Here is an 18,013-nt window from a genome sequence, read left to right as displayed (position 1 = left end):
CGTCTCAATGACGAGTGACATCGCAGCCATTCTTGCGATCGACGGGATCGCCACCGGCGCAGTCTATGCGCTGGTGGCGATCGGGACCGTCCTCATCTTCACGGTGACCAGGGTCATCTTCATTCCCTTCGGCGACATCGCCGCGTTCACCGCGCTGACGCTGGCGGCCCTCGATGCGAAGCGCTTTCCGGGCACGGGGGCGCTGGTGGTCATCCTGGCCTGCCTTGCGACCCTGATCGAGATCATCTCGCTGGTACGCGCCGGCGAAACCCGGCTGCTGCCGCGCGCGCTCTTGTTCTACCTCGTGCTTCCGGTGGCCGTGGTTGGCCTCGCCTGGCTGACGATGCGCGCCGATCCTCCGCTCGCCGTCAGGCTCGTGCTTGCCTTGATGCTGATCACGCCGATCGCTCCGCTGCTGGATCGGATCGTCTTCCGCCCCATCGCGGACGGAACGGTGTTGTTGCTCCTGACGGTCTCGGTCGCGCTGCATTTCGCGCTGGTGGGCCTGGGGCTGCTGTTCTTCGGACCTGAAGGCGTCAGAACCGAACCGCTGACGTCGTTGTCGGCCGAGTTCGCCGGCGTGCTGGTCTCGGGCCAGACCATGCTGATCGTGATCGCAGCCCTCGTCTTCAGTGGCCTGCTCTTTCTCTTCTTCGACTTCACGCTGGTCGGAAAATCGCTGCGTGCCACCGCCGTGAACCGGACCGGCTCCCGCTTGATGGGAATACGGCCCGCCCGCGCCGGCACGATCGCCTATCTGCTGGGCTCGCTGATGGCCGGCGTATCGGGCATCCTGATCGCACCGGTCAACACCGTGTTCTACGATTCCGGCTTCCTGATCGGCCTCAAGGCCTTCGTCGGCGCCATCGTCGGCGGCATGACCAGCTATCCCGGCGCGGCGATCGGCGCCGTCGGCGTCGGTATTCTCGAAAGCTTCGCATCCTTCGAGAGCAGCGCGCTGAAGGACGTCATCGTGTTCTCGCTACTGATCCCGATCCTGATCTGGCGATCGCTCGCCTCGCTGCATTCCGAGGAGGAGATCGAGGAATGACGCGCTTCCAAATTCAGCTTGCGGCAATGGCGGCGCTGGCGTGTCTGGCGGTGGCCCCCTTCGTGCTCAGTCCGTTCAGCATCACGCTGATGAACTACATCGGCATCTATTCGCTGGTCGCCATTGGCCTTGCCCTGCTCACCGGTGTCGGCGGCATCGTGTCGTTCGGACAGGCCGCGTTCGTCGGCGTCGCGGCCTATGCAACGGCCTGGGTCTCCGCGCTGAACGGGTACTCCCCGTGGCTCGGCCTCCTGTTCGGCGTGGCGCTGACCTGCTCGGTGGCGTCCATCCTCGGCGTCGTCACCTTGCGGCTTCAGGGCCATTTCCTCTCGCTCTCGACCGTCGCATGGGGCCTCGCGATCGGCTTCCTGTTCGGCAATGTCGAGGGGCTCGGCCGCTTCAATGGCATCTCGTCGATCCCGCCGATCAGCATCGGATCGATCGCGCTGGTCTCGAGCGCGCAGATCTATTTCCTGATCTGGGGCGTCGTCGCCGCCGTCCTGCTGCTCGGATATAATTTGCTGGACTCCCGGCTCGGCCGCGCCATGCGCGCGCTCCGCGGCGGCAACACGCTGGTCGAGAGCCTCGGCATCAACGCCTTCCAGATCAAGCTCGTGACCTTCGTGATCGCGGCCTTCCTGGCCTCGCTCTCAGGGTGGCTCTACGCCCATATGAGCCGGTTCATCAGCCCCGGCCCGTTCGATGCCGGCATGGGCATCGAATATCTGATGATGTCGATGGTCGGCGGCGCCGGCAGCCTTCTCGGCGGCGTCGTCGGTGCCGCCGTCGTCACCCTGCTCAAGAACAGCGTGCAAGACTATCTGCCGCTGATCGCCAAGGGCGCTTCCGGTCAGCTCGAGATCGTCGCCTTCTCCGCATTGTTCATCCTGTTCCTGCAATGGGCGCGGCAGGGCATCGTGCCGTTCGTTGCGCGCTTTCTGCCGAAGGTCCGGCGCGATCGGCCGCTGCCGGCGCCGCCCCTGCCCCGCCGCGCGCAGCCGACCCCGGGCGAACTGCTTCTGAAGGTCGATGGTGCCGAGCGGCGGTTCGGCGGCCTCGTCGCCGTCAACAATGTCAGCTTCGAGGTGCGGTCCGGCGAGATCCTCGCCGTCATCGGCCCGAACGGCGCCGGCAAGAGCACGATGTTCAACTGCCTGACCGGCGCGCTGCGGGTCAACAAGGGCGAGATCGTCTTTGCGGGACGCCCCATCACGCGCGACGCGCAATCCCGCATCGCCAAGGCCGGGATCGCGCGGACCTTCCAGCATGTGAAGCTGCGGCCGCGCATGAGCCTGCTCGAAAACGTCATGCTCGGCACCTACGCCCGCACCAGCACCGGCCTGTTCGCCAGCGCCTTCCGCCTCAACCAGCGCGAGGAGGCCAGCGCGCGGCACGAGGCCCTGATGCAGCTCGAGCGCGTCGGGCTCGGCGAAAAACCGTTCGAGCTCGCGGGCAATCTGCCGCTCGGCAATCAGCGCATCCTGGAGATCGCCCGTGCGCTCGCCGCGGACCCGGCGCTGCTGGTGCTGGACGAGCCGGCGGCCGGCCTTCGCCGCCAGGAGAAGCTGCGGCTTGCGGAGCTGCTCAGGTCGCTGCGGTCGGACCACCTGACCATCCTGATCGTCGAACACGACATGGAGTTCGTGATGTCGCTGGTCGACCGCATCGTGGTGCTCGATTTCGGCTCAAAGCTCTGCGAAGGCGCTCCAGCGGCGATCCGCAGCGACGAGCGGGTTCAAGAGGCCTATCTTGGAGGCGTCGCGTGAGCGAGATGTTTTCGATGACCGACGTGACCGTCTGCTACGACAATGTCGAAGCGGTCCGCAACGTCTCGCTGTCGGTCGAGGAAGGGCAGATCGTCACCGTCATCGGCCCGAATGGCGCCGGCAAGACCACGCTGCTGATGGCCGCCATCGGGCTGCTCGCATCGCGCGGCCGCCTGGTGTTTCAGGGCAACGATATCGGGAGGATGTCCGTCGAGGACCGCGTCGAGCGCCGGCTGTGCCTCGTCCCGGAAAAGCGCGAGCTGTTCTCCGACATGTCGGTCGCCGACAATCTGCTGCTCGGCTCGTACAGCCTGCGCGACCGCTCGGGCGTCCAGAAGACACTGGACGAGGTCTATGATCGCTTCCCCCGGCTGAAGGAGCGGCAGCGCCAGGCCGCCGGCACACTCTCCGGCGGCGAGCGCCAGATGCTCGCGCTCGGCCGTGCACTGATGGCCAAGCCGAAGCTTCTCATGCTGGACGAGCCCAGCCTCGGCCTCGCGCCGCTGATCGTGCGCGAGATCTTTCGCACCATCGCCTCGCTACGCGATCTCGGCGTGTCGATCCTGCTGGTCGAGCAGAACGCCCGCGCCGCGCTCGAGACGGCCGACTACGGCTACGTGCTCGAGACCGGCGAGGTGGTGCAGTCAGGCCCCGCCAAGGACCTCATCCACGATCCCCGGCTGATCACGGCCTATCTCGGCGGGCACTAGGACCGGCCCCTGCAGGCCGCACAACAAAAAAGTCGAAAAACAACCCCATGCACAGTAGCCGGGGACAGCCATATCAATGGCTTGATGGCCCGGCGCAGTGACTACTGATTTTTCGAAATCGTTTGACCCGTCGGGCAAGACAGGGGCATGATGCCATCATCCCGGCGGTGGCGCGCGATGCGCCACATTGAATGATTTCACTTCCCACGTACTTGCGAGACGACGGCCCGCTTCGGGAGTAGCAAGCCGAGTTCGCGTGCCTTCTTTCTTACTGAAGTGACATGGCGATCAAGCTCCCGGGCGATGTCTCCGGCGCAGGTTTTCTGACGCGCAAGAGCCGTCAATCGCTGCGCGTCGTGCCTAGACCATTCGCGCGGTTTTGAAAACTTCACGGACCCTCATTCGTCTGAAGCGATGGAAGGTGCGGCGACCTCCCCATCCGAGATGGGCGATATGAAATCTCTGTGCAGGCAAGTTGGTCTTCGGGCGCCATCGAACAGCACGGTGAGGCCCGTGGTACGACGGCTCACGTCAATGACGATGCCGCTCCGGTCAGCAAGCTCCGGGCATCGAACGGAACCAAGCTTGCTCATCCTGAAACGCATACCGACAGCAATTCTGTCGACGTTCTGGTAAATCATTACCGATATCCGGTAAGTAAAAAGTCACAGGTAAAAAAGCAAAAGCTCGAATTAACACGAAACTATACCAGATCGACCATCCGTGCAACCGGCGGACGAAATTGACCGCGAACTCTCGCAAGCAGGCGCGACTTGGCGGCAACCCAAATCCCGAGCATCCGCTGTTGGACTCTTTCCGGAAGTGCCGCGATGTCGACGTGGGTCCGAAATGTGCGCCAGAACGGATGACCGCCTGTGCGCATCCCAACGTGCCGAGATGCGCCGGTCGGGCAGTCCCGACGCAATTCCGTGTAACAAGCTACGCCCGCCAAGGAACAAGTGCCTCCTGTAACAGTTGCCAGCGACGGAACCCGGAGTTGACCTTTGATTTAGACACCACCCGAAATTCGAGTGTCACAGCGGCGCATTTGAACCGATACAGGTGTTCAACGCGAAATCATTGCGAGACTCAAGATCAGCGAAGGATATGCCATTGCGCGTCTTCATCCTCGCGTTATCAGTCTTGGGAATTTTCTTGGGAATTCTCCTCGGTGCAAATGCTGCCGCAGCCGGTCCGAGCACGACCGACCGCGAACTGATCGCATCCATCGATCCGGCGATCGTTGCCGGTGAGGCAACTCAGGAAACCGAAGATCAGATCGGCCTCAACAAGGGAAAGCGTCGCGACGTGCAGCGCCGGCTGACCGGTCTCGGTTTCGACACCAAGGTCAACGGACGGTTCGACGTGTCGACCCGCGCCGTCATCACGCGCTGGCAGGCGGCACGCGGCTATCCCAGGACTGGCTTCCTGAACCCGCTGCAACATCAGGCGCTACTGACCGAGTCCGCCTCGGCGGCGCATGCCAGCTTCAGCGGCAGCGATAAATCCGATGACGACCGTTCGGCCCGCCGTCGCGCGGGTGCGCACCATCAGCACAGTGGGGGCGGTCCCGGTGGACTGATCGGCGGCGTGCTGGGAGGACTGTTCGGACGCAGGTGACGCCCTGCCCGCTTGACGTCCAGATCCCTGACCGATTCACAGGGAGAGGGCCTGTCACTCGTCACTCGTCCTTCGTCGCCTTGATCAAATTGTCGCGGAGCATGACGACGCTTTTCTGCAGCCGCGCGAAATCATCCTGCTTGAGCCTGCTCGACTTCACGAGATTCATGTGCATGCCTTTCTCGCGCAGGCGTCGGCCGGCGTCGGTGAGGCTGACGCGCACCTGCCGCTCGTCGGCGGGATCGCGCTGGCGGCGCAAATAGCCCATCCCCTCGAGTTTTTTTAGTATCGGCGTCAGGGTGTTGGATTCCAGGAACATCCTGTCGCCGAGTTCACTCACGATCTGGTCATCTTGCTCCCACAGCGCCACGATGGCGATCCATTGCGGGTAGGTCAGGCCGAGCTCCTCGAGGCCCTGCCGGTAGGCCCGCCCGTAGGCGAGGTTGGCCGAATAGATCGCGAAGCACAGGAAATCAGCGAGGCTCCGGTCGCCGGCGGCCGGTTCCTGGTTCTGATTGTCTATTGAATTATCTTTGGAATCGGCTCTGAGACCGTTCGTAAGGCTCATTGTGGACGCCCTTTCAGACACGGACATGTGAAGTCTCGCATGCATATATATCGCATCCGATTAAATCGAAAGGGTTGACATCAGAGCCTGGCGGCACTTTATGACTCGCACCCGATTATATCGTATACGGGCTAAATCAGGGGAGAACCATGCCAGTCACAAATGCAAACAAGACCACCAGAGCACCAACGATCGACATGAAGCTCGAAGTCGTCGTGATCCCCGTCTCCGACGTCGATCGTGCCAAGGAGTTCTATGCAAACCTCGGATGGAGGCTCGATGCCGATTTCGCGGGGCCTGATGATTACCGCGTGATCCAATTCACGCCGCCCGGCTCCCCCTCCTCGGTCATTTTCGGCAAGAACGTCACCGCGGCGGCACCCGGCTCCGCCCAGGGCCTGTACCTGGTCGTCTCCGACATCGAAGCTGCGCGAAACGATCTGCGCGATCGCGGCGTCGAGGTCAGCGGGGTCTTCCACGCCGGAGGCGACGTGCACACCGGCCCGGACGAGCCCTATCTGTTCGGGCGACGTCGGATTGGTGGTGCGGATCCCGCGCACCGCAGCTATCGTTCGTACGTTTCGTTCCACGATCCCGACGGCAACGGCTGGCTGTTCCAGGAGGTGACCACGCGATTGCCGGGACGCGTCGAGGCAGCAGACACGACATTCACCTCCTCGACCGAGCTTGCGAGCGCGCTCCGGCGTGCGTCCGCGGCACACGGCGAGCACGAGAAGCGGAACGGCGGTCAGTACGATGCGAACTGGCCGGACTGGTACGCCGACTACATCGCCCGTGAGCAGGCCGGCCAGCCGCTCCCGGTCTGAGCCGCGGCTGCGACGTCACCCAACCGAAAGAGTGAGGGAGAGTCCCAATGCGTGCGCAATCAGTTTCTGAAGTCATCAACCCGGACCGGCGCCAGCTCTTGCGTTCCGCCGCGGTGGGAATGGCCGCGGCGGCCGCCGCGAGCCTTTTCCCCGCGCACCCGGCGCCGGCGGCCACAGCTGACGAAATCCGCCCCTTCCGGATCGACGTTCCAGAAGAGGCGCTGATCGATCTGCGCAGACGCATCAACGCGACGAGGTGGCCGGAGCAGGAAACAGTCGCCGACGAATCGCAGGGCGTGCAGCTTGCGATCCTCCGGGACCTCGCGCGCTATTGGGCGACGGACTACGACTGGCGAAAGATCGAGGTAAAGCTGAACGCCCTGCCGCAGTTCATCACAGAGATCGACGGGCTGGACATTCATTTCATTCACGTTCGTTCGAAGCACGAAGATGCGCTGCCGCTCATCGTCACGCATGGATGGCCAGGCTCGATCATCGAGCAGCTGAAGATCATCGATCCCCTCACCAATCCCACGGCGTACGGCGCGAGCGCATCGGACGCCTTCCATGTCGTGATCCCGTCAGTTCCCGGCTACGGGTTTTCGGGCAAGCCAACCACCAGCGGCTGGGGCCCTGCCCGCGTCGCGCGCGCCTGGGTCGCGCTGATGAAGCGCCTTGGCTACGCACGCTTTGTCGCGCAGGGCGGCGACATCGGCGCCCTCATTTCCAATGCGATGGCTGAGCAGGCGCCGCCGGAACTGCTGGGCATCCACACCAACTTCCCCGGCACGATTCCGCCGGAGATCACCAAGGCGCTGCAGAGCGGTGAGGCACCCTCCGGTCTCTCGGCCGACGAGCAACACGCCTTCGACCAGGTGAAGGATTTCCGCGCCAAGCATTTTGCCTACGCAGCCATGATGGCGACCCGGCCGCAGACACTCTACGGATTGGCGGATTCGCCGGTCGGCCTGGCCGCGTGGATTCTCGATCACGGCGACGGTGACGCGCAGCCGGCGGCGGCGATCACTTCGGCCGTGCTCGGACGCACCGTCAACGGGCATCCAGCCGGCGCCGTGACCCGCGACGACGTCCTCGACGACATCACGCTCTACTGGCTGACGAACACCGCGATCTCGGCGGCCCGCTTCTACTGGGAAAACAAGGGAATGAGCGCGCTGAACGCGGTCAACATCTCGATTCCCACCGCCGTGAGCGTCTTTCCCGGCGAAATCTACCAGGCTCCGCGCAGTTGGACCGAGCGGGCCTACCACAAGCTCATCCACTACAACAAGGTCGACAAAGGCGGACACTTTGCGGCCTGGGAACAGCCGCAGCTTTTCACGCAAGAGGTTCGCGCAGGCTTCCGGCCGCTGCGCAAATAGATCTGAACATTCTGCCCAAACCAAGAGAGCACGAAATGATCTCCATCGAGCAGAATTCATCACCAAGGAACAAAACATGAGTCAGCGTCTCGACTACAATCAGATTGCACCGGCAGGCGTGAAAGCGCTGGGCGGTGTCCGTGGCTACGTCATGCAGAGCGGCCTTTCCCCTACGCTGGTCGAGCTGGTCTACCTGCGAATTTCCCAGATTAACAATTGCGCGTACTGCCTCGATACGCACACCCGTGACCTGCTCAAGAAGGGAGTGAAGATCGAAAAGATCGCGCTGGTGCAGGCGTGGAAGGAAGCCGGCGCCCTCTTCGACGAGCGTGAACGCGCCGCCCTTGCGTGGGCCGAAACGGTGACGCGCGTCGCGGATACCGGCGTGCCGGATGAAGCCTATCAGGACGCCCGCGCCGTGTTCGACGAGCGAGAACTCGTGGACCTCACGATCACGATTGGCCTGATGAACGCCTACAATCGCATGGCGATCAGCTTTCGGAACACGCCACAGGCAGCACTCGGGACGTAAGCCCCAGGAGGCGCCGGGAAGTTCTCTGCCGAGCTTCTTTCAGACTCCAGATCAACTTGGCCTGCACGCTGATCGGATAACGGGACGAAAGGACGCTGATCATGTCATACCGGATCAACAACACAACAATCGATTTCTTCGAGATCAACGAAGACATCACGCTCAGAAGAGTGGTTCTGCGTAACCCGAGACCGAAGGGGACCGTTCTCTTTCTGCACGGCTTTCCGGAGACCCTGTCCGCCTGGAAGGACATTGCCGAGGCCCTCGCCGACGACTACGAAGTCCACGCTTTCGATTGGCCGGGTTACGGTCTTTCATCGAGGCCAATGGTCGACAGGTTCTCCTATGCGCCGAAGGACTACGCGCATGTTCTGGATCAGTACATCGTGAAAGCAGGCATCGACACGTCGAGGCTCACGATTTACGCAACGGACATCGGGGCCCTACCGGCACTCCTGCTGGCGGTGGAAAAACCCGATATCGCAAGGACAATCATCGTTGGCGACTTCGCCCCGTTCAACAGGCCGCAGTTCATGTCCGAGAAGCTGCAAAATCTGAAGGCGGGGCCTGCCATGGAGCAGGTCCGCGCCAACATGAACAGCAACCGCGACGAGATCCTGGAAAACATCTTCACAAGAGGCTTGCCCAAGGAAGCGCAGTTCGAAGTTTCGCAGCAGTTTAGGGACGACATGTCCCGCGGATGGAGCCACGGCGCGATGACGACCGTAGACGCGTTCTCCCACTACTACTCGCACTTCACGCGAGACCAAGATCACTTCGAATCGCAACTAGCCCGGCTCAAAACCCCGGTGAAGGTGGTTTGGGGCGAGAAGGACCTCTACATCAAGAAGGAGATGGGAATAGAGCTCGCCGCAAGGATCGACGCCGAGTTGGCGCTTCTTCCCGGCATCGGGCACTACCCTCACCTCCAGGACCCGAAGCGCACCGTCGACGAGATTCGCGCCTCGCTACGCGGCACGTCAACTTGATCTCATCGTGCTCTCGGATCTCGCGGGGGCCGCACGGCCCGCGTCAGCATCGGAAAATGCTTGTTGCCGCCCGAGAAAGGCGGGAATTTCACGAAGTCCGCGCGCATGCGCTTGATCACGTCGGAGCCGAGCGCGTGCGCGAGGGCTTGCGGGCTGTCGAACACCAGCTTGTTGCGCTGCATGTGCTCGACCCGCTGCGACGGCAGCCGGTGGACCCAATCGATGCGGGTGTAGATCTCGATCTGGCGGACATCAGGGAAGGTCCGCATGATCGCCGGGTGGTGCAGGTTCCAGGCGTTCATGTCCTCGGCCGGGCCGGGATAGTGCACGAGGTAACTGCACGGAGTTGTCGTTCCTGCCGGATGTTCGGCGACATCGACGGGGAATGACCGCGTCACCATCACCTGATGCGTGACGTACAATCCGGCGAGGCCTGACAATCCGGCACCTGTCGCCAAGCTGGCCAAGACGCCGCCGCGATCCATCGCCGCTTCGCATATGAGCAGGTCGGGAAAGCGCAGTTGAAGCGCAAGCACAGGGCCCGAGCCATCGGCTTTGTAGGGATGATCGACCGACTGTTGCAGCGGCGTGAACAGCAGGCCCTCGGTCATCCCAGGGATCGATCCGACCAGCCCAGCGACGGCGACAACCTCGTCGGAACGAATCCACCGTTCACCAGAAGGATCGGAGAACGTCATGAAGAGCGAGATCATGCCGGCGTTGCCTCAGCGCCCTCGCCCTCGCTCACGTGCGCCATGAGCGCGGCGCGAATGTCATCGGGCCATGGGATCGCATGGTGATCCAGCAGCGAGGTCGCGGCAACGACCTGGCGGGCGCGCCAGCGCATGCCATTCGCGCCCGAGACGACATGTTCCAGATGGAGCGACGATCCGCCGACCCGGGCGATGCGCAATCCGAACGTCAGGCGATCGCCAAACATCGACGGCCGGGAAAAGTCGCAAGTCAGATGCACCGTGGGCGTCCCGATCTTCCGGACCGTGATCAATTCCGGCCAGGGAAAACCGATCTCCGCCCAAAACTCTTCGACGACTCCGTTGAGGATGTTCAGATAGGACGGAAAGTACGCGATGCCCGAGGGATCGCAATCGCCGAACCTCAGCTCGCGATCGAACGAAAACGTCGTCATCAGATCGCGACAACGGGGTGCCTGATGACACCGACGCCGTCGACCCCCGCTTCCACCACGTCGCCCGGCCACAGCCATTCCTGCGGGCTCATGCCGGCCCCGACGCCTTCGGGCGTTCCGGTCGCGATGATGTCGCCCGGCTCGAGCGTCATGCCCGACGAAATGTCCGATATCAGCACCGGGATGTCGAAGATCATGTATTTGGTGTTGGAGTCCTGCTTCATGACCCCGTTCTTGGTCAGCCAGAGCCGCAGGTCATGCGGATCGGGAATTTCGTCCGCGGTGACGATGCACGGGCCGAACGGTGCATAGGTGTCCATGCCCTTGGAAAAGATCCACTGGCCGGCGCGGCGATTGTCGCGCGCGGAGATGTCGATCATCACCGAATAGCCGAAGACGTGCTCCATCGCTTTCTCGGTCGCGATGCGCGTCGCGGTCTTGCCGATGATGACGGCGAGCTCGACCTCCCAGTCGAGCTGCTGCGTCATCTTCGCGTTGTGCTGGATCGCCGCGCCCGGGCCGATCACGGAAGTCGGCGGCTTGGAGAAGACGACCGGCTGCTTCGGCAGGTCCTTGTCGGTATCCAGGCTCTTGGCGGATTCCGCCACGTGCGCGCGATAGTTCAGCCCGATGCCGAAGATGTTCTTTCGCGGACGCGGGATCGGCGCCTGCAGCTTCACATCCTCGACCGGAACGGCGGAGCCGGCCGGCAGGCGTCCATTGGTATTGTCCATGCATTCCCTGAGCGCCGGCAGCAGTGTCACGCTGTTGTCGATGAGCGACAGCATGTCGCTCGGCCATGCAAAGCCTTGCGACGCACCGAGGTGCTCGACGTCCACGACCAATCCGTCAACGAGGACCCCGAGACGGGCACCGCTGGAGCCCAAAGTGTAGGTAACAAGGCGCATGAAGCTTTATCCGGCTCTTTCGGTTGAATTCTGCGAGGGTACGTCAGACAGCCACTGGCTGGTGGCCGGCATTGTCGCCATAGGCCTCTTCACGATAGAAGCCGAGACCTTCGATGACAGGCAGGTCGTTGAAGCAGAACAGGCAGGCGTCTTCGCTCTCCGACGCATTGCCGTGCTCGTGCCAGGCCCAGGAGGGAACGCAGAAGATGTCGCGCTCCTCCCACGCGAAACGCTTGCCGCCGATGATCGAATAGCCTCGGCCCTTGGCGACCTGGTAGATGAAGCTGCCGGTGTGCCGATGCGACTTCGTCTTCTCGCCCGGCCGGAGCAGTTGCATGCTCGCGCCGATCGTCTGCATCACGTGCCCGCCGGTGATCGGATTGACGTAGTTCATGAGAATGCCGTCATAGGGCGAGCCGTCGGTCGCGGCGGCGTATTTCCGCAAGGACTCGTAGGTCGGCTCCCATTCGTATTTGAACATGGGGGAATAGCCCTTCGACCATTTCGAATCCGCCGGCCGCAGCCCGGGATTGCCCCAGGTCTTGGTCATGTCGTCCACGGGATAGCCGGAGTCTTCCTGCTGCACCTTGGGATGGACCGCGAAAAAGTTCGCCTCCAGCGCATTGACGAGCGGGATGTCCAGGCCGTCCTGCCAGATGCAGACCGAGCCGTTGCCGTCGACCCCATGCTCGTGCCAGGTGCCATTCGGCGTCAGCACGAAATCCCGCGCCCCCAACGTCATCTTGTGGCCGTCGACGATGGTGTAGGCGCCCGCCCCTTCCATGATGAAGCGCAGGGCAGAGGCCGAGTGCGCGTGGGCCGATGCGACCTCGCCGGGGTGCATCACCTGCAATCCCGAATAGAGCCAGCCGACCGCGGCCGAGACGTCGCGGCGGCCGGGATTGTTGAGGTAGATCACCCGTCGTCCCGCCTTCTCCGGCGAGACCAGCTCGACCGAACGCAGCACGTGCTCGCGCAGATCGTTATAGCGCCAGAGCACGGGAACGGAGGCCGATTGCGGGGCCCATGGCTCGATCTTGTTGGCGACCGTCCAAAGCGCGCCGGCTTCGTACTTTTCGAGATCCTTGTAATAGGCCTTGAGCTCGGGGGTATCCTCGACATTGGCCCGGCCGATGGTGTTTTCGCGCATCCTATCCTCCAAGTCCTGTCTCGTAGCGTCGTCGGTGCGACGCGTCCCGAGCTTTCATTCCGGTTTGCGCGCGGGCCAAGCGGCGCCAGCGGACGCCGATTGACCCGCAGATCGACGATGTCGTGCATTCGCTGCGGCTTCACGGACCGGTGAAGCCGCCTCGTCCGCTGTCGCGCAGGCGTTGAGATAGACAAATGAAGCCTGGACGGCGGCAGCTCTAAAGCGAGGCAGCTTCAGCATCGGCCCTACCCTGTCGCTGGCTCATGACCGCCTTGCCGGAGAGAATATCCGCAAGCGTGATAGCATGGCGCGGCGTTGACTTACTTCACATGTAAACGTATGCTATCGCATATTTCTGGAGGGTGCAATGGCTGAACGGTCTTTTGCTCGCGAAGTCGAGGATCTCCGGCTCGGCGACGGCGATACGTTCCGCGGCGAAGGCATCCTCGCCATCACCAAGGCGCTGCTGCAATCCGGCGTCGCCTATGTCGGCGGCTACCAGGGCTCGCCGATCTCGCACCTGATGGACGTGCTCGCCGACGCCAAGGACGTGCTCGACGATCTCGGCGTCGTGTTCCAGAGCTCCGCCAACGAGGCGGCCGCGGCGGCGATGCTCTCGGCCTCGGTGATGTATCCCCTGCGCGGCGCGGTTGCATGGAAGTCGACCGTCGGCACCAACGTCGCCTCCGACGCGCTGGCCAATCTGGCCTCGGGCGGCGTCACCGGCGGCACCATGATCATCGTCGGCGAGGACTACGGCGAAGGCTCCTCCATCATGCAGGAGCGCACCCACGCCTTTGCGATGAAATCGCAGATGTGGCTGCTCGACCCTCGCCCCGACCATGAATGCATCGTCAATTTGATCGAGAAGGGTTTTGAGCTTTCCGAGGTCTCGAACACCCCCGTGATGCTCGAGGTTCGCGTCCGCGCCTGTCACATGCACGGCACCTTCGCCTGCAAGGACAACGTCAAGCCGGCGCATACCATCAAGGACGCGCTCAACAATCCCAAGCGGGACGTCAACCGCATCGTGCTGCCGCCGGCGGCCTATGAGCATGAGCAGGAGAAGATCAAGACGCGGATGCCCGCGGCTGTCGGATTCATCCGGGACAACAAGCTGAACGAGTGGATGGGACCGAAGCACGGCAAGGTCGGCATCATCATGCAGGGCGGCATGTACAACAACGTGATCCGCGCGCTGCAATATCTCGGGCTGTCGGATGCCTATGGCAGCACGCAAGTCCCGCTCTACGTCATGAACGTCACCTACCCCGTGATCGACACCGAGGTCGCGGAGTTCTGCGTCGACAAGGATGCCGTGCTCATCGTCGAAGAGGGCCAGCCGGAATATCTGGAGCAGGCGATCAACACGGTGCTGCGCCGCAGGGACATCCAGGCGCGCATCCATGGCAAGGACGTGCTGCCGATGGGCGGCGACTACACCGCGCAGGTCCTGCTCGGCGGCGTCAGGGAATTCCTGGAAAAGACCGAGCCGCGGCTGCTCGGCAACCGGCCGCCGGCGCCGGACGCCGCGCCCGTGCTCAATCACCCCGCAGTCGAGAAGCTCAAGCAGGTCGTGCCGGCGCGCCCGCCCGGGCTCTGCACCGGCTGCCCGGAGCGGCCGATCTTCGCCGCCATGAAGCTGGTCGAGGAAGAGCTCGGCCAGCACCACGTCTCCGCCGACATCGGTTGCCATTTGTTCTCGATCCTGCCGCCCTTCAATATCGGCGCGACCACCATGGGCTTCGGCCTCGGCCCGGCCTCGACCTCGGCCTTCAACGTCAAGGCCGACAAGCGCTCGATCGCGGTGATGGGCGACGGCGGCTTCTGGCACAACGGACTGACCAGCGGCATCGGCAATGCCGTGTTCAACAAGCATGACGGCGTGTTCGTCATCGTCGACAATTTCTACACCTCGGCGACCGGCGGTCAGGACATCCTGTCGTCGCGCGCGACCAACAAGCGGCGCAAGACCAACAATTCGATCGTGCAGGCCGTGAAGGGCATCGGCGGCCAATGGGTGCGTCAGATCGACCGCACCTATGACGTCGGCAAGATGCGCGACACGCTGAAGGAAGCGCTGACGACCAAGGACGAAGGTCCCAAGGTCATCGTCGCGTCCTCCGAATGCATGCTGAACAAGCAGCGCCGCGTGAAGCCGCTGATCAACAAGGCGATCAAGGACGGCGTCCGTACCGTCAAGGAGCGTTTCGGCGTCGACGAGGACGTGTGCACCGGCGACCACGCCTGCATCCGGCTCTCCGGCTGCCCATCGCTGTCGGTGAAGCAGCTCGACGATCCCTTGCGCGATGATCCGGTCGCGGCGATCGACAATTCCTGCGTCGGCTGCGGCAATTGCGGCGAGGTCTCCGAGGCCGCCGTGCTTTGCCCCTCGTTCTACCGCGCCGACGTCATCCATAATCCGACCCGCTGGGACATGTTCAAATCCAAAGTCGCGATGGCCGTGATCGGCTGGCTGCAACGGCGGCGCGATCGCCGGCGTCCGGCGCTCGAGGCACTGGCATGAGGGACGAGACGATCCGGCTGGCCCTCCCCGCCGCGGGCGAGGCAACTGAGCGGCCGATCTCGATCGCGATTGTCGCGATGGGCGGCCAGGGCGGCGGCGTCCTGACCGACTGGATCGTCCAGCTTGCCGAGAACCATGGCTGGGTCGCGCAATCGACCTCGGTGCCCGGCGTCGCGCAGCGCACCGGCGCCACGATCTACTATATCGAGACGATGCCGCCGCTCGACGGCCGCAAGCCGATCCTGTCGCTGATGCCGACGCCCGGCGACGTCGACGTGGTGATGGCGGCGGAGTTCATGGAGGCCGGCCGATCGATCCTGCGCGGCCTTGTGACGCCGGACCGCACCACGCTGATCGCATCCAACCACCGGTCCTTTGCGATCGGCGAGAAGATCGCGCCGGGCAACGGCATCGCCGACGGCGGCGCCGTCACCGGCGCCATCGGGATCGCCGCCAAGACGGAGATCATCTTCGACCTGAACGCGCTGGCGATCGCGCATGGCAGCGTCATCTCGGCCGCGATGTTCGGCGCGCTCGCAGCGGCCGGTGTGCTGCCCTTCAGCCGCGACAGCTATCTCGACGTCATCCGCGCAGGTGGGAAAGGCGCGAAGGCCAGCATCGGGACTTTCGAGGCCGCCTTCGACCGGGTCAAGACCGGCTCACCCGACGTTGTGGCGCCGCCGCAACCGAAACAGGCCGGCAATATCCCCTCTCCCGCAACGCCAGATCCGGATCTTGCCGGGCTTGTCGCAAGACTGACGCAGGAGCTGCCCGAGCCCGCGCTCACCATGGCCCGCGCCGGCCTGAAGAAGGTGGTCGACTTCCAGGACGTCGCCTATGGCACCGAGTATCTCGACATTCTCAGGACGCTGCACGCGGCCGACCGCAACGCCGGCGGTGCGGCCCGGACCTATGCCTTCACGGAAGCCGCGGCAAAGTATCTTGCCAACGCCATGACCTATGACGACGTCATCCGCGTCGCCGACCTCAAGACGCGCGCCGGTCGCCGGGCGCGCATCGAGAGCGAGCTCGAGATGTCGGAAGGACAGGTGCTCCAGACCACCGAGTTCATGCATCCCCGCATGGAGGAGGTCATGGGCGTGCTGCCCGCGGGCTTCGGTCGCTGGCTTGGCGCGCGGCCACGCCTGCTCGGCTGGCTCGATCGCCGCGTCAACCGGGGGCGCCGGGTGCGGACCTACTCGCTGCCCTGGTTCCTGGCGCTCTATGTCGTGGGCGGCCTACGCGGCCTGCGCCGCCGCTCGCTGCGGCACGCCATCGAGACGGCGCACCGGGACGGATGGCTCAAGGCCGCCACCGACGCAGTCGGCACCAACTACCAGCTCGGTGTCGAGATCCTGCAATGCCGCCGCCTCGTGAAAGGCTATTCCGATACTCACAGCCGGGGGCTGTCGAAATTCGACAAGACGCTGGCGGCGATCAAGCTGGTCGAGCGACGCGAGGATGCCGCCGACTGGGCGCGGCGCCTGCGCGAGGCTGCGCTGAAGGACAGCGCCGGCAAGGAGCTCGACGGCGTGATCCAGACCATCAAGACTTTTGCGTGATGCGGGTCGAGCCCAGCACAGGATTGGATTGCCGTTCGGACCGGAGAACGTCAGGATCAAACGGCTTGACTGCGATTCTTAGGTTGCTAATCGGAGCGAAAGACCCGCGATAATCCCTCCAATTGACGAGACACCTTGTCCTCGATGGTCATGCGATGCCGGCAGCACTCAAAGAGAACATAGTTCCCGTCCCCGGGCAGATTGAAACCCGGCTCTGGCTCCAATTGCTGTCGCTGCATGGCGAGCTGTTCGCCTCGCTGAATTCGATGCTGAACTCCGAGTTCGGCCTGTCGCTCGCAAAATTCGACGTGCTGGCCCAGCTCGATCGCTACCGGGATGGGCTTGCGCTCGGTCAGTTGTCGCAAAATCTGAAAGTGACCGGCGGCAATGTGTCGGGCCTCGTGCAACGTCTTCTCGCCGACGACCTCATCAGCAGGGAGATGTCGAGCGAGGACCGGCGGTCCTTCATCGTGCGCCTGACGCCGAAAGGCGAAGCGCTGTTCAGGAAGGCAGCCGAAATCCACAAGAAGCATCTCGGCAAACGGCTCGAGAACGTTTCGGCCCAGGAGCTGGACACCGCGTTGTCCGTGCTGAAATCCCTTTCTTCAAAACTTCACACCGACAGCAAGAAGCAAAGTCGCAAGAGATAATGGCCAGAGAATCCAAGAGCAGATGGAAGTCGGGTCCGCCGAGGACCAGGGACCAGCTGCAGACCTACATCCCGTATCTGTTCAACCGGCTCGCCAATCGCTGGAATCTCGACCAGAACCGCGACCTGAGCGAGCACGGCGTCAACAATGTCGTGTTCCGGACGCTGTCGGTGCTGTTCATCTACAAGACCCTCACCGTCAACGAGATCGCCGTTCTCGCTGTGACCGAGCAGTCGACGGCGAGCCGCATGGTCGAATCCATGGTGACGTCGGGCCTCGTCAAGCGCGAGATCGCGGAGGAGGACCAGCGCCGCCGCGTGGTGGGTCTGACGCCTGACGGCGAAGCGCTGCTGCGCAAGATCTGGCCGGTCATGGCGAACAACTACGACAAGCTGATCGAAGGCATCGCCCCTGACGACATCGAGGTCTGCGCGCGGGTGCTGGCCAAGATGGTCGAGAACATCCGCCAGAACCAGATCTGACGTTGTTGCTTGAGCATCTCCGCGCAATCGCGTTCCGCGTTTGTCGCGGGGAAAACCAGCGGTTGGGGACGCGGTTTCCCTGCTTACGATTACCCACATTTTTTGAGGTGCAGTGAGTCGAAAAACTTGAGTCGCCAGAATC

At 63.3% G+C, this 18,013-nt stretch carries 18 protein-coding genes; 12 read left to right on the top strand and 6 right to left on the bottom strand.

Annotated features, from left to right (window positions below):
- Positions 1-7 precede the first annotated feature (7 nt).
- The 3 genes from WN73_RS27010 to WN73_RS27000 are packed head-to-tail and all read left to right on the top strand — an operon-like array spanning position 8 to position 3,527.
- The gene (locus tag WN73_RS27010) at positions 8-1,051 is read left to right on the top strand and encodes a branched-chain amino acid ABC transporter permease (protein ID WP_011086209.1); all 1,044 of its coding nucleotides are present in this window, start codon (positions 8-10) and stop codon (positions 1,049-1,051) included.
- A complete protein-coding gene (locus tag WN73_RS27005) occupies positions 1,048-2,817 on the top strand; it encodes a branched-chain amino acid ABC transporter ATP-binding protein/permease (protein WP_271555378.1) in 1,770 nt (589 codons plus the stop codon). The genes WN73_RS27010 and WN73_RS27005 overlap by 4 nt, the downstream gene beginning before the upstream one ends.
- On the top strand, positions 2,814-3,527 hold the full coding sequence (locus tag WN73_RS27000; RefSeq protein ID WP_011086207.1) for an ABC transporter ATP-binding protein: 714 nt from the start codon (positions 2,814-2,816) through the stop codon (positions 3,525-3,527). The genes WN73_RS27005 and WN73_RS27000 overlap by 4 nt, the downstream gene beginning before the upstream one ends.
- Positions 3,528-3,925: 398 nt before the next feature.
- Here the strand turns inward: WN73_RS27000 and WN73_RS26995 are convergent, their stop codons facing one another.
- Complete coding sequence (locus tag WN73_RS26995) at positions 3,926-4,168, bottom strand: hypothetical protein (RefSeq protein WP_271555377.1); 243 nt, start codon at positions 4,166-4,168, stop codon at positions 3,926-3,928.
- A 472-nt stretch (positions 4,169-4,640) separates the two neighbouring features.
- On the opposite strand from WN73_RS26995, the gene WN73_RS26990 reads away from it, so the two are divergent.
- Positions 4,641-5,147, top strand: coding sequence for a peptidoglycan-binding domain-containing protein (locus WN73_RS26990; RefSeq protein WP_060913021.1), 507 nt, complete (start codon positions 4,641-4,643; stop codon positions 5,145-5,147).
- Between the two features lie 61 nt (positions 5,148-5,208).
- Here WN73_RS26990 and WN73_RS26985 read toward each other — a convergent pair whose 3' ends face one another.
- A complete protein-coding gene (locus tag WN73_RS26985; RefSeq protein WP_271555376.1) occupies positions 5,209-5,715 on the bottom strand; it encodes a MarR family winged helix-turn-helix transcriptional regulator in 507 nt (168 codons plus the stop codon).
- Between the two features lie 149 nt (positions 5,716-5,864).
- Between WN73_RS26985 and WN73_RS26980 the strand changes: the two genes are divergently transcribed.
- The 4 genes from WN73_RS26980 to WN73_RS26965 all read left to right on the top strand — a co-directional run bounded on the left by WN73_RS26980 (position 5,865) and on the right by WN73_RS26965 (position 9,445).
- On the top strand, positions 5,865-6,542 hold the full coding sequence (locus WN73_RS26980) for a VOC family protein (protein WP_271555375.1): 678 nt from the start codon (positions 5,865-5,867) through the stop codon (positions 6,540-6,542).
- 47 nt (positions 6,543-6,589) lie between these two features.
- Positions 6,590-7,924, top strand: a complete 1,335-nt coding sequence (locus tag WN73_RS26975) for an epoxide hydrolase family protein (RefSeq protein WP_011086202.1) — start codon at positions 6,590-6,592, stop codon at positions 7,922-7,924.
- 76 nt (positions 7,925-8,000) lie between these two features.
- Positions 8,001-8,456, top strand: a complete 456-nt coding sequence (locus WN73_RS26970) for a carboxymuconolactone decarboxylase family protein (RefSeq protein WP_271555374.1) — start codon at positions 8,001-8,003, stop codon at positions 8,454-8,456.
- A 101-nt stretch (positions 8,457-8,557) separates the two neighbouring features.
- Entirely contained in the window at positions 8,558-9,445 is an 888-nt protein-coding gene (locus WN73_RS26965; RefSeq protein WP_028172006.1) for an alpha/beta fold hydrolase, read from the top strand.
- Positions 9,446-9,447: 2 nt separating this feature from the next.
- Here WN73_RS26965 and WN73_RS26960 read toward each other — a convergent pair whose 3' ends face one another.
- From WN73_RS26960 to WN73_RS26945, 4 genes are read right to left on the bottom strand one after another with little or no spacing between them, the layout of a single operon-like run.
- On the bottom strand, positions 9,448-10,158 hold the full coding sequence (locus WN73_RS26960) for a hypothetical protein (RefSeq protein ID WP_271555373.1): 711 nt from the start codon (positions 10,156-10,158) through the stop codon (positions 9,448-9,450).
- Complete coding sequence (locus WN73_RS26955) at positions 10,155-10,592, bottom strand: acyl-CoA thioesterase (protein ID WP_011086198.1); 438 nt, start codon at positions 10,590-10,592, stop codon at positions 10,155-10,157. The genes WN73_RS26960 and WN73_RS26955 overlap by 4 nt, the downstream gene beginning before the upstream one ends.
- A complete protein-coding gene (locus WN73_RS26950) occupies positions 10,592-11,500 on the bottom strand; it encodes a fumarylacetoacetate hydrolase family protein (RefSeq protein WP_028172008.1) in 909 nt (302 codons plus the stop codon). Before WN73_RS26950 ends, WN73_RS26955 begins: the two co-directional genes overlap by 1 nt.
- 43 nt (positions 11,501-11,543) lie before the next feature.
- Complete coding sequence (locus tag WN73_RS26945) at positions 11,544-12,650, bottom strand: cupin domain-containing protein (protein ID WP_271555372.1); 1,107 nt, start codon at positions 12,648-12,650, stop codon at positions 11,544-11,546.
- Between the two features lie 367 nt (positions 12,651-13,017).
- Between WN73_RS26945 and WN73_RS26940 the strand changes: the two genes are divergently transcribed.
- The 4 genes from WN73_RS26940 to WN73_RS26925 all read left to right on the top strand — a co-directional run bounded on the left by WN73_RS26940 (position 13,018) and on the right by WN73_RS26925 (position 17,871).
- On the top strand, positions 13,018-15,177 hold the full coding sequence (locus tag WN73_RS26940) for a thiamine pyrophosphate-dependent enzyme (RefSeq protein WP_011086195.1): 2,160 nt from the start codon (positions 13,018-13,020) through the stop codon (positions 15,175-15,177).
- Positions 15,174-16,739, top strand: a complete 1,566-nt coding sequence (locus WN73_RS26935; RefSeq protein WP_271555371.1) for an indolepyruvate oxidoreductase subunit beta family protein — start codon at positions 15,174-15,176, stop codon at positions 16,737-16,739. The genes WN73_RS26940 and WN73_RS26935 overlap by 4 nt, the downstream gene beginning before the upstream one ends.
- A 155-nt stretch (positions 16,740-16,894) precedes the next feature.
- Positions 16,895-17,389 carry a MarR family winged helix-turn-helix transcriptional regulator gene (locus WN73_RS26930; RefSeq protein WP_161535558.1) on the top strand — a complete coding sequence of 165 codons (495 nt, stop codon included), beginning with the start codon at positions 16,895-16,897 and terminating at the stop codon, positions 17,387-17,389.
- Entirely contained in the window at positions 17,389-17,871 is a 483-nt protein-coding gene (locus WN73_RS26925; RefSeq protein WP_011086192.1) for a MarR family winged helix-turn-helix transcriptional regulator, read from the top strand. The genes WN73_RS26930 and WN73_RS26925 overlap by 1 nt, the downstream gene beginning before the upstream one ends.
- Positions 17,872-18,013: the final 142 nt, after the last annotated feature.

Origin of the sequence: Bradyrhizobium sp. CCBAU 45394 (genome assembly GCF_028128655.1) — a bacterium.
GTDB lineage: Bacteria > Pseudomonadota > Alphaproteobacteria > Rhizobiales > Xanthobacteraceae > Bradyrhizobium > Bradyrhizobium diazoefficiens.
The sequence above is the reverse complement of the archived record's forward strand: the minus strand, read 5'-3'. Positions and strand labels throughout refer to the sequence as shown.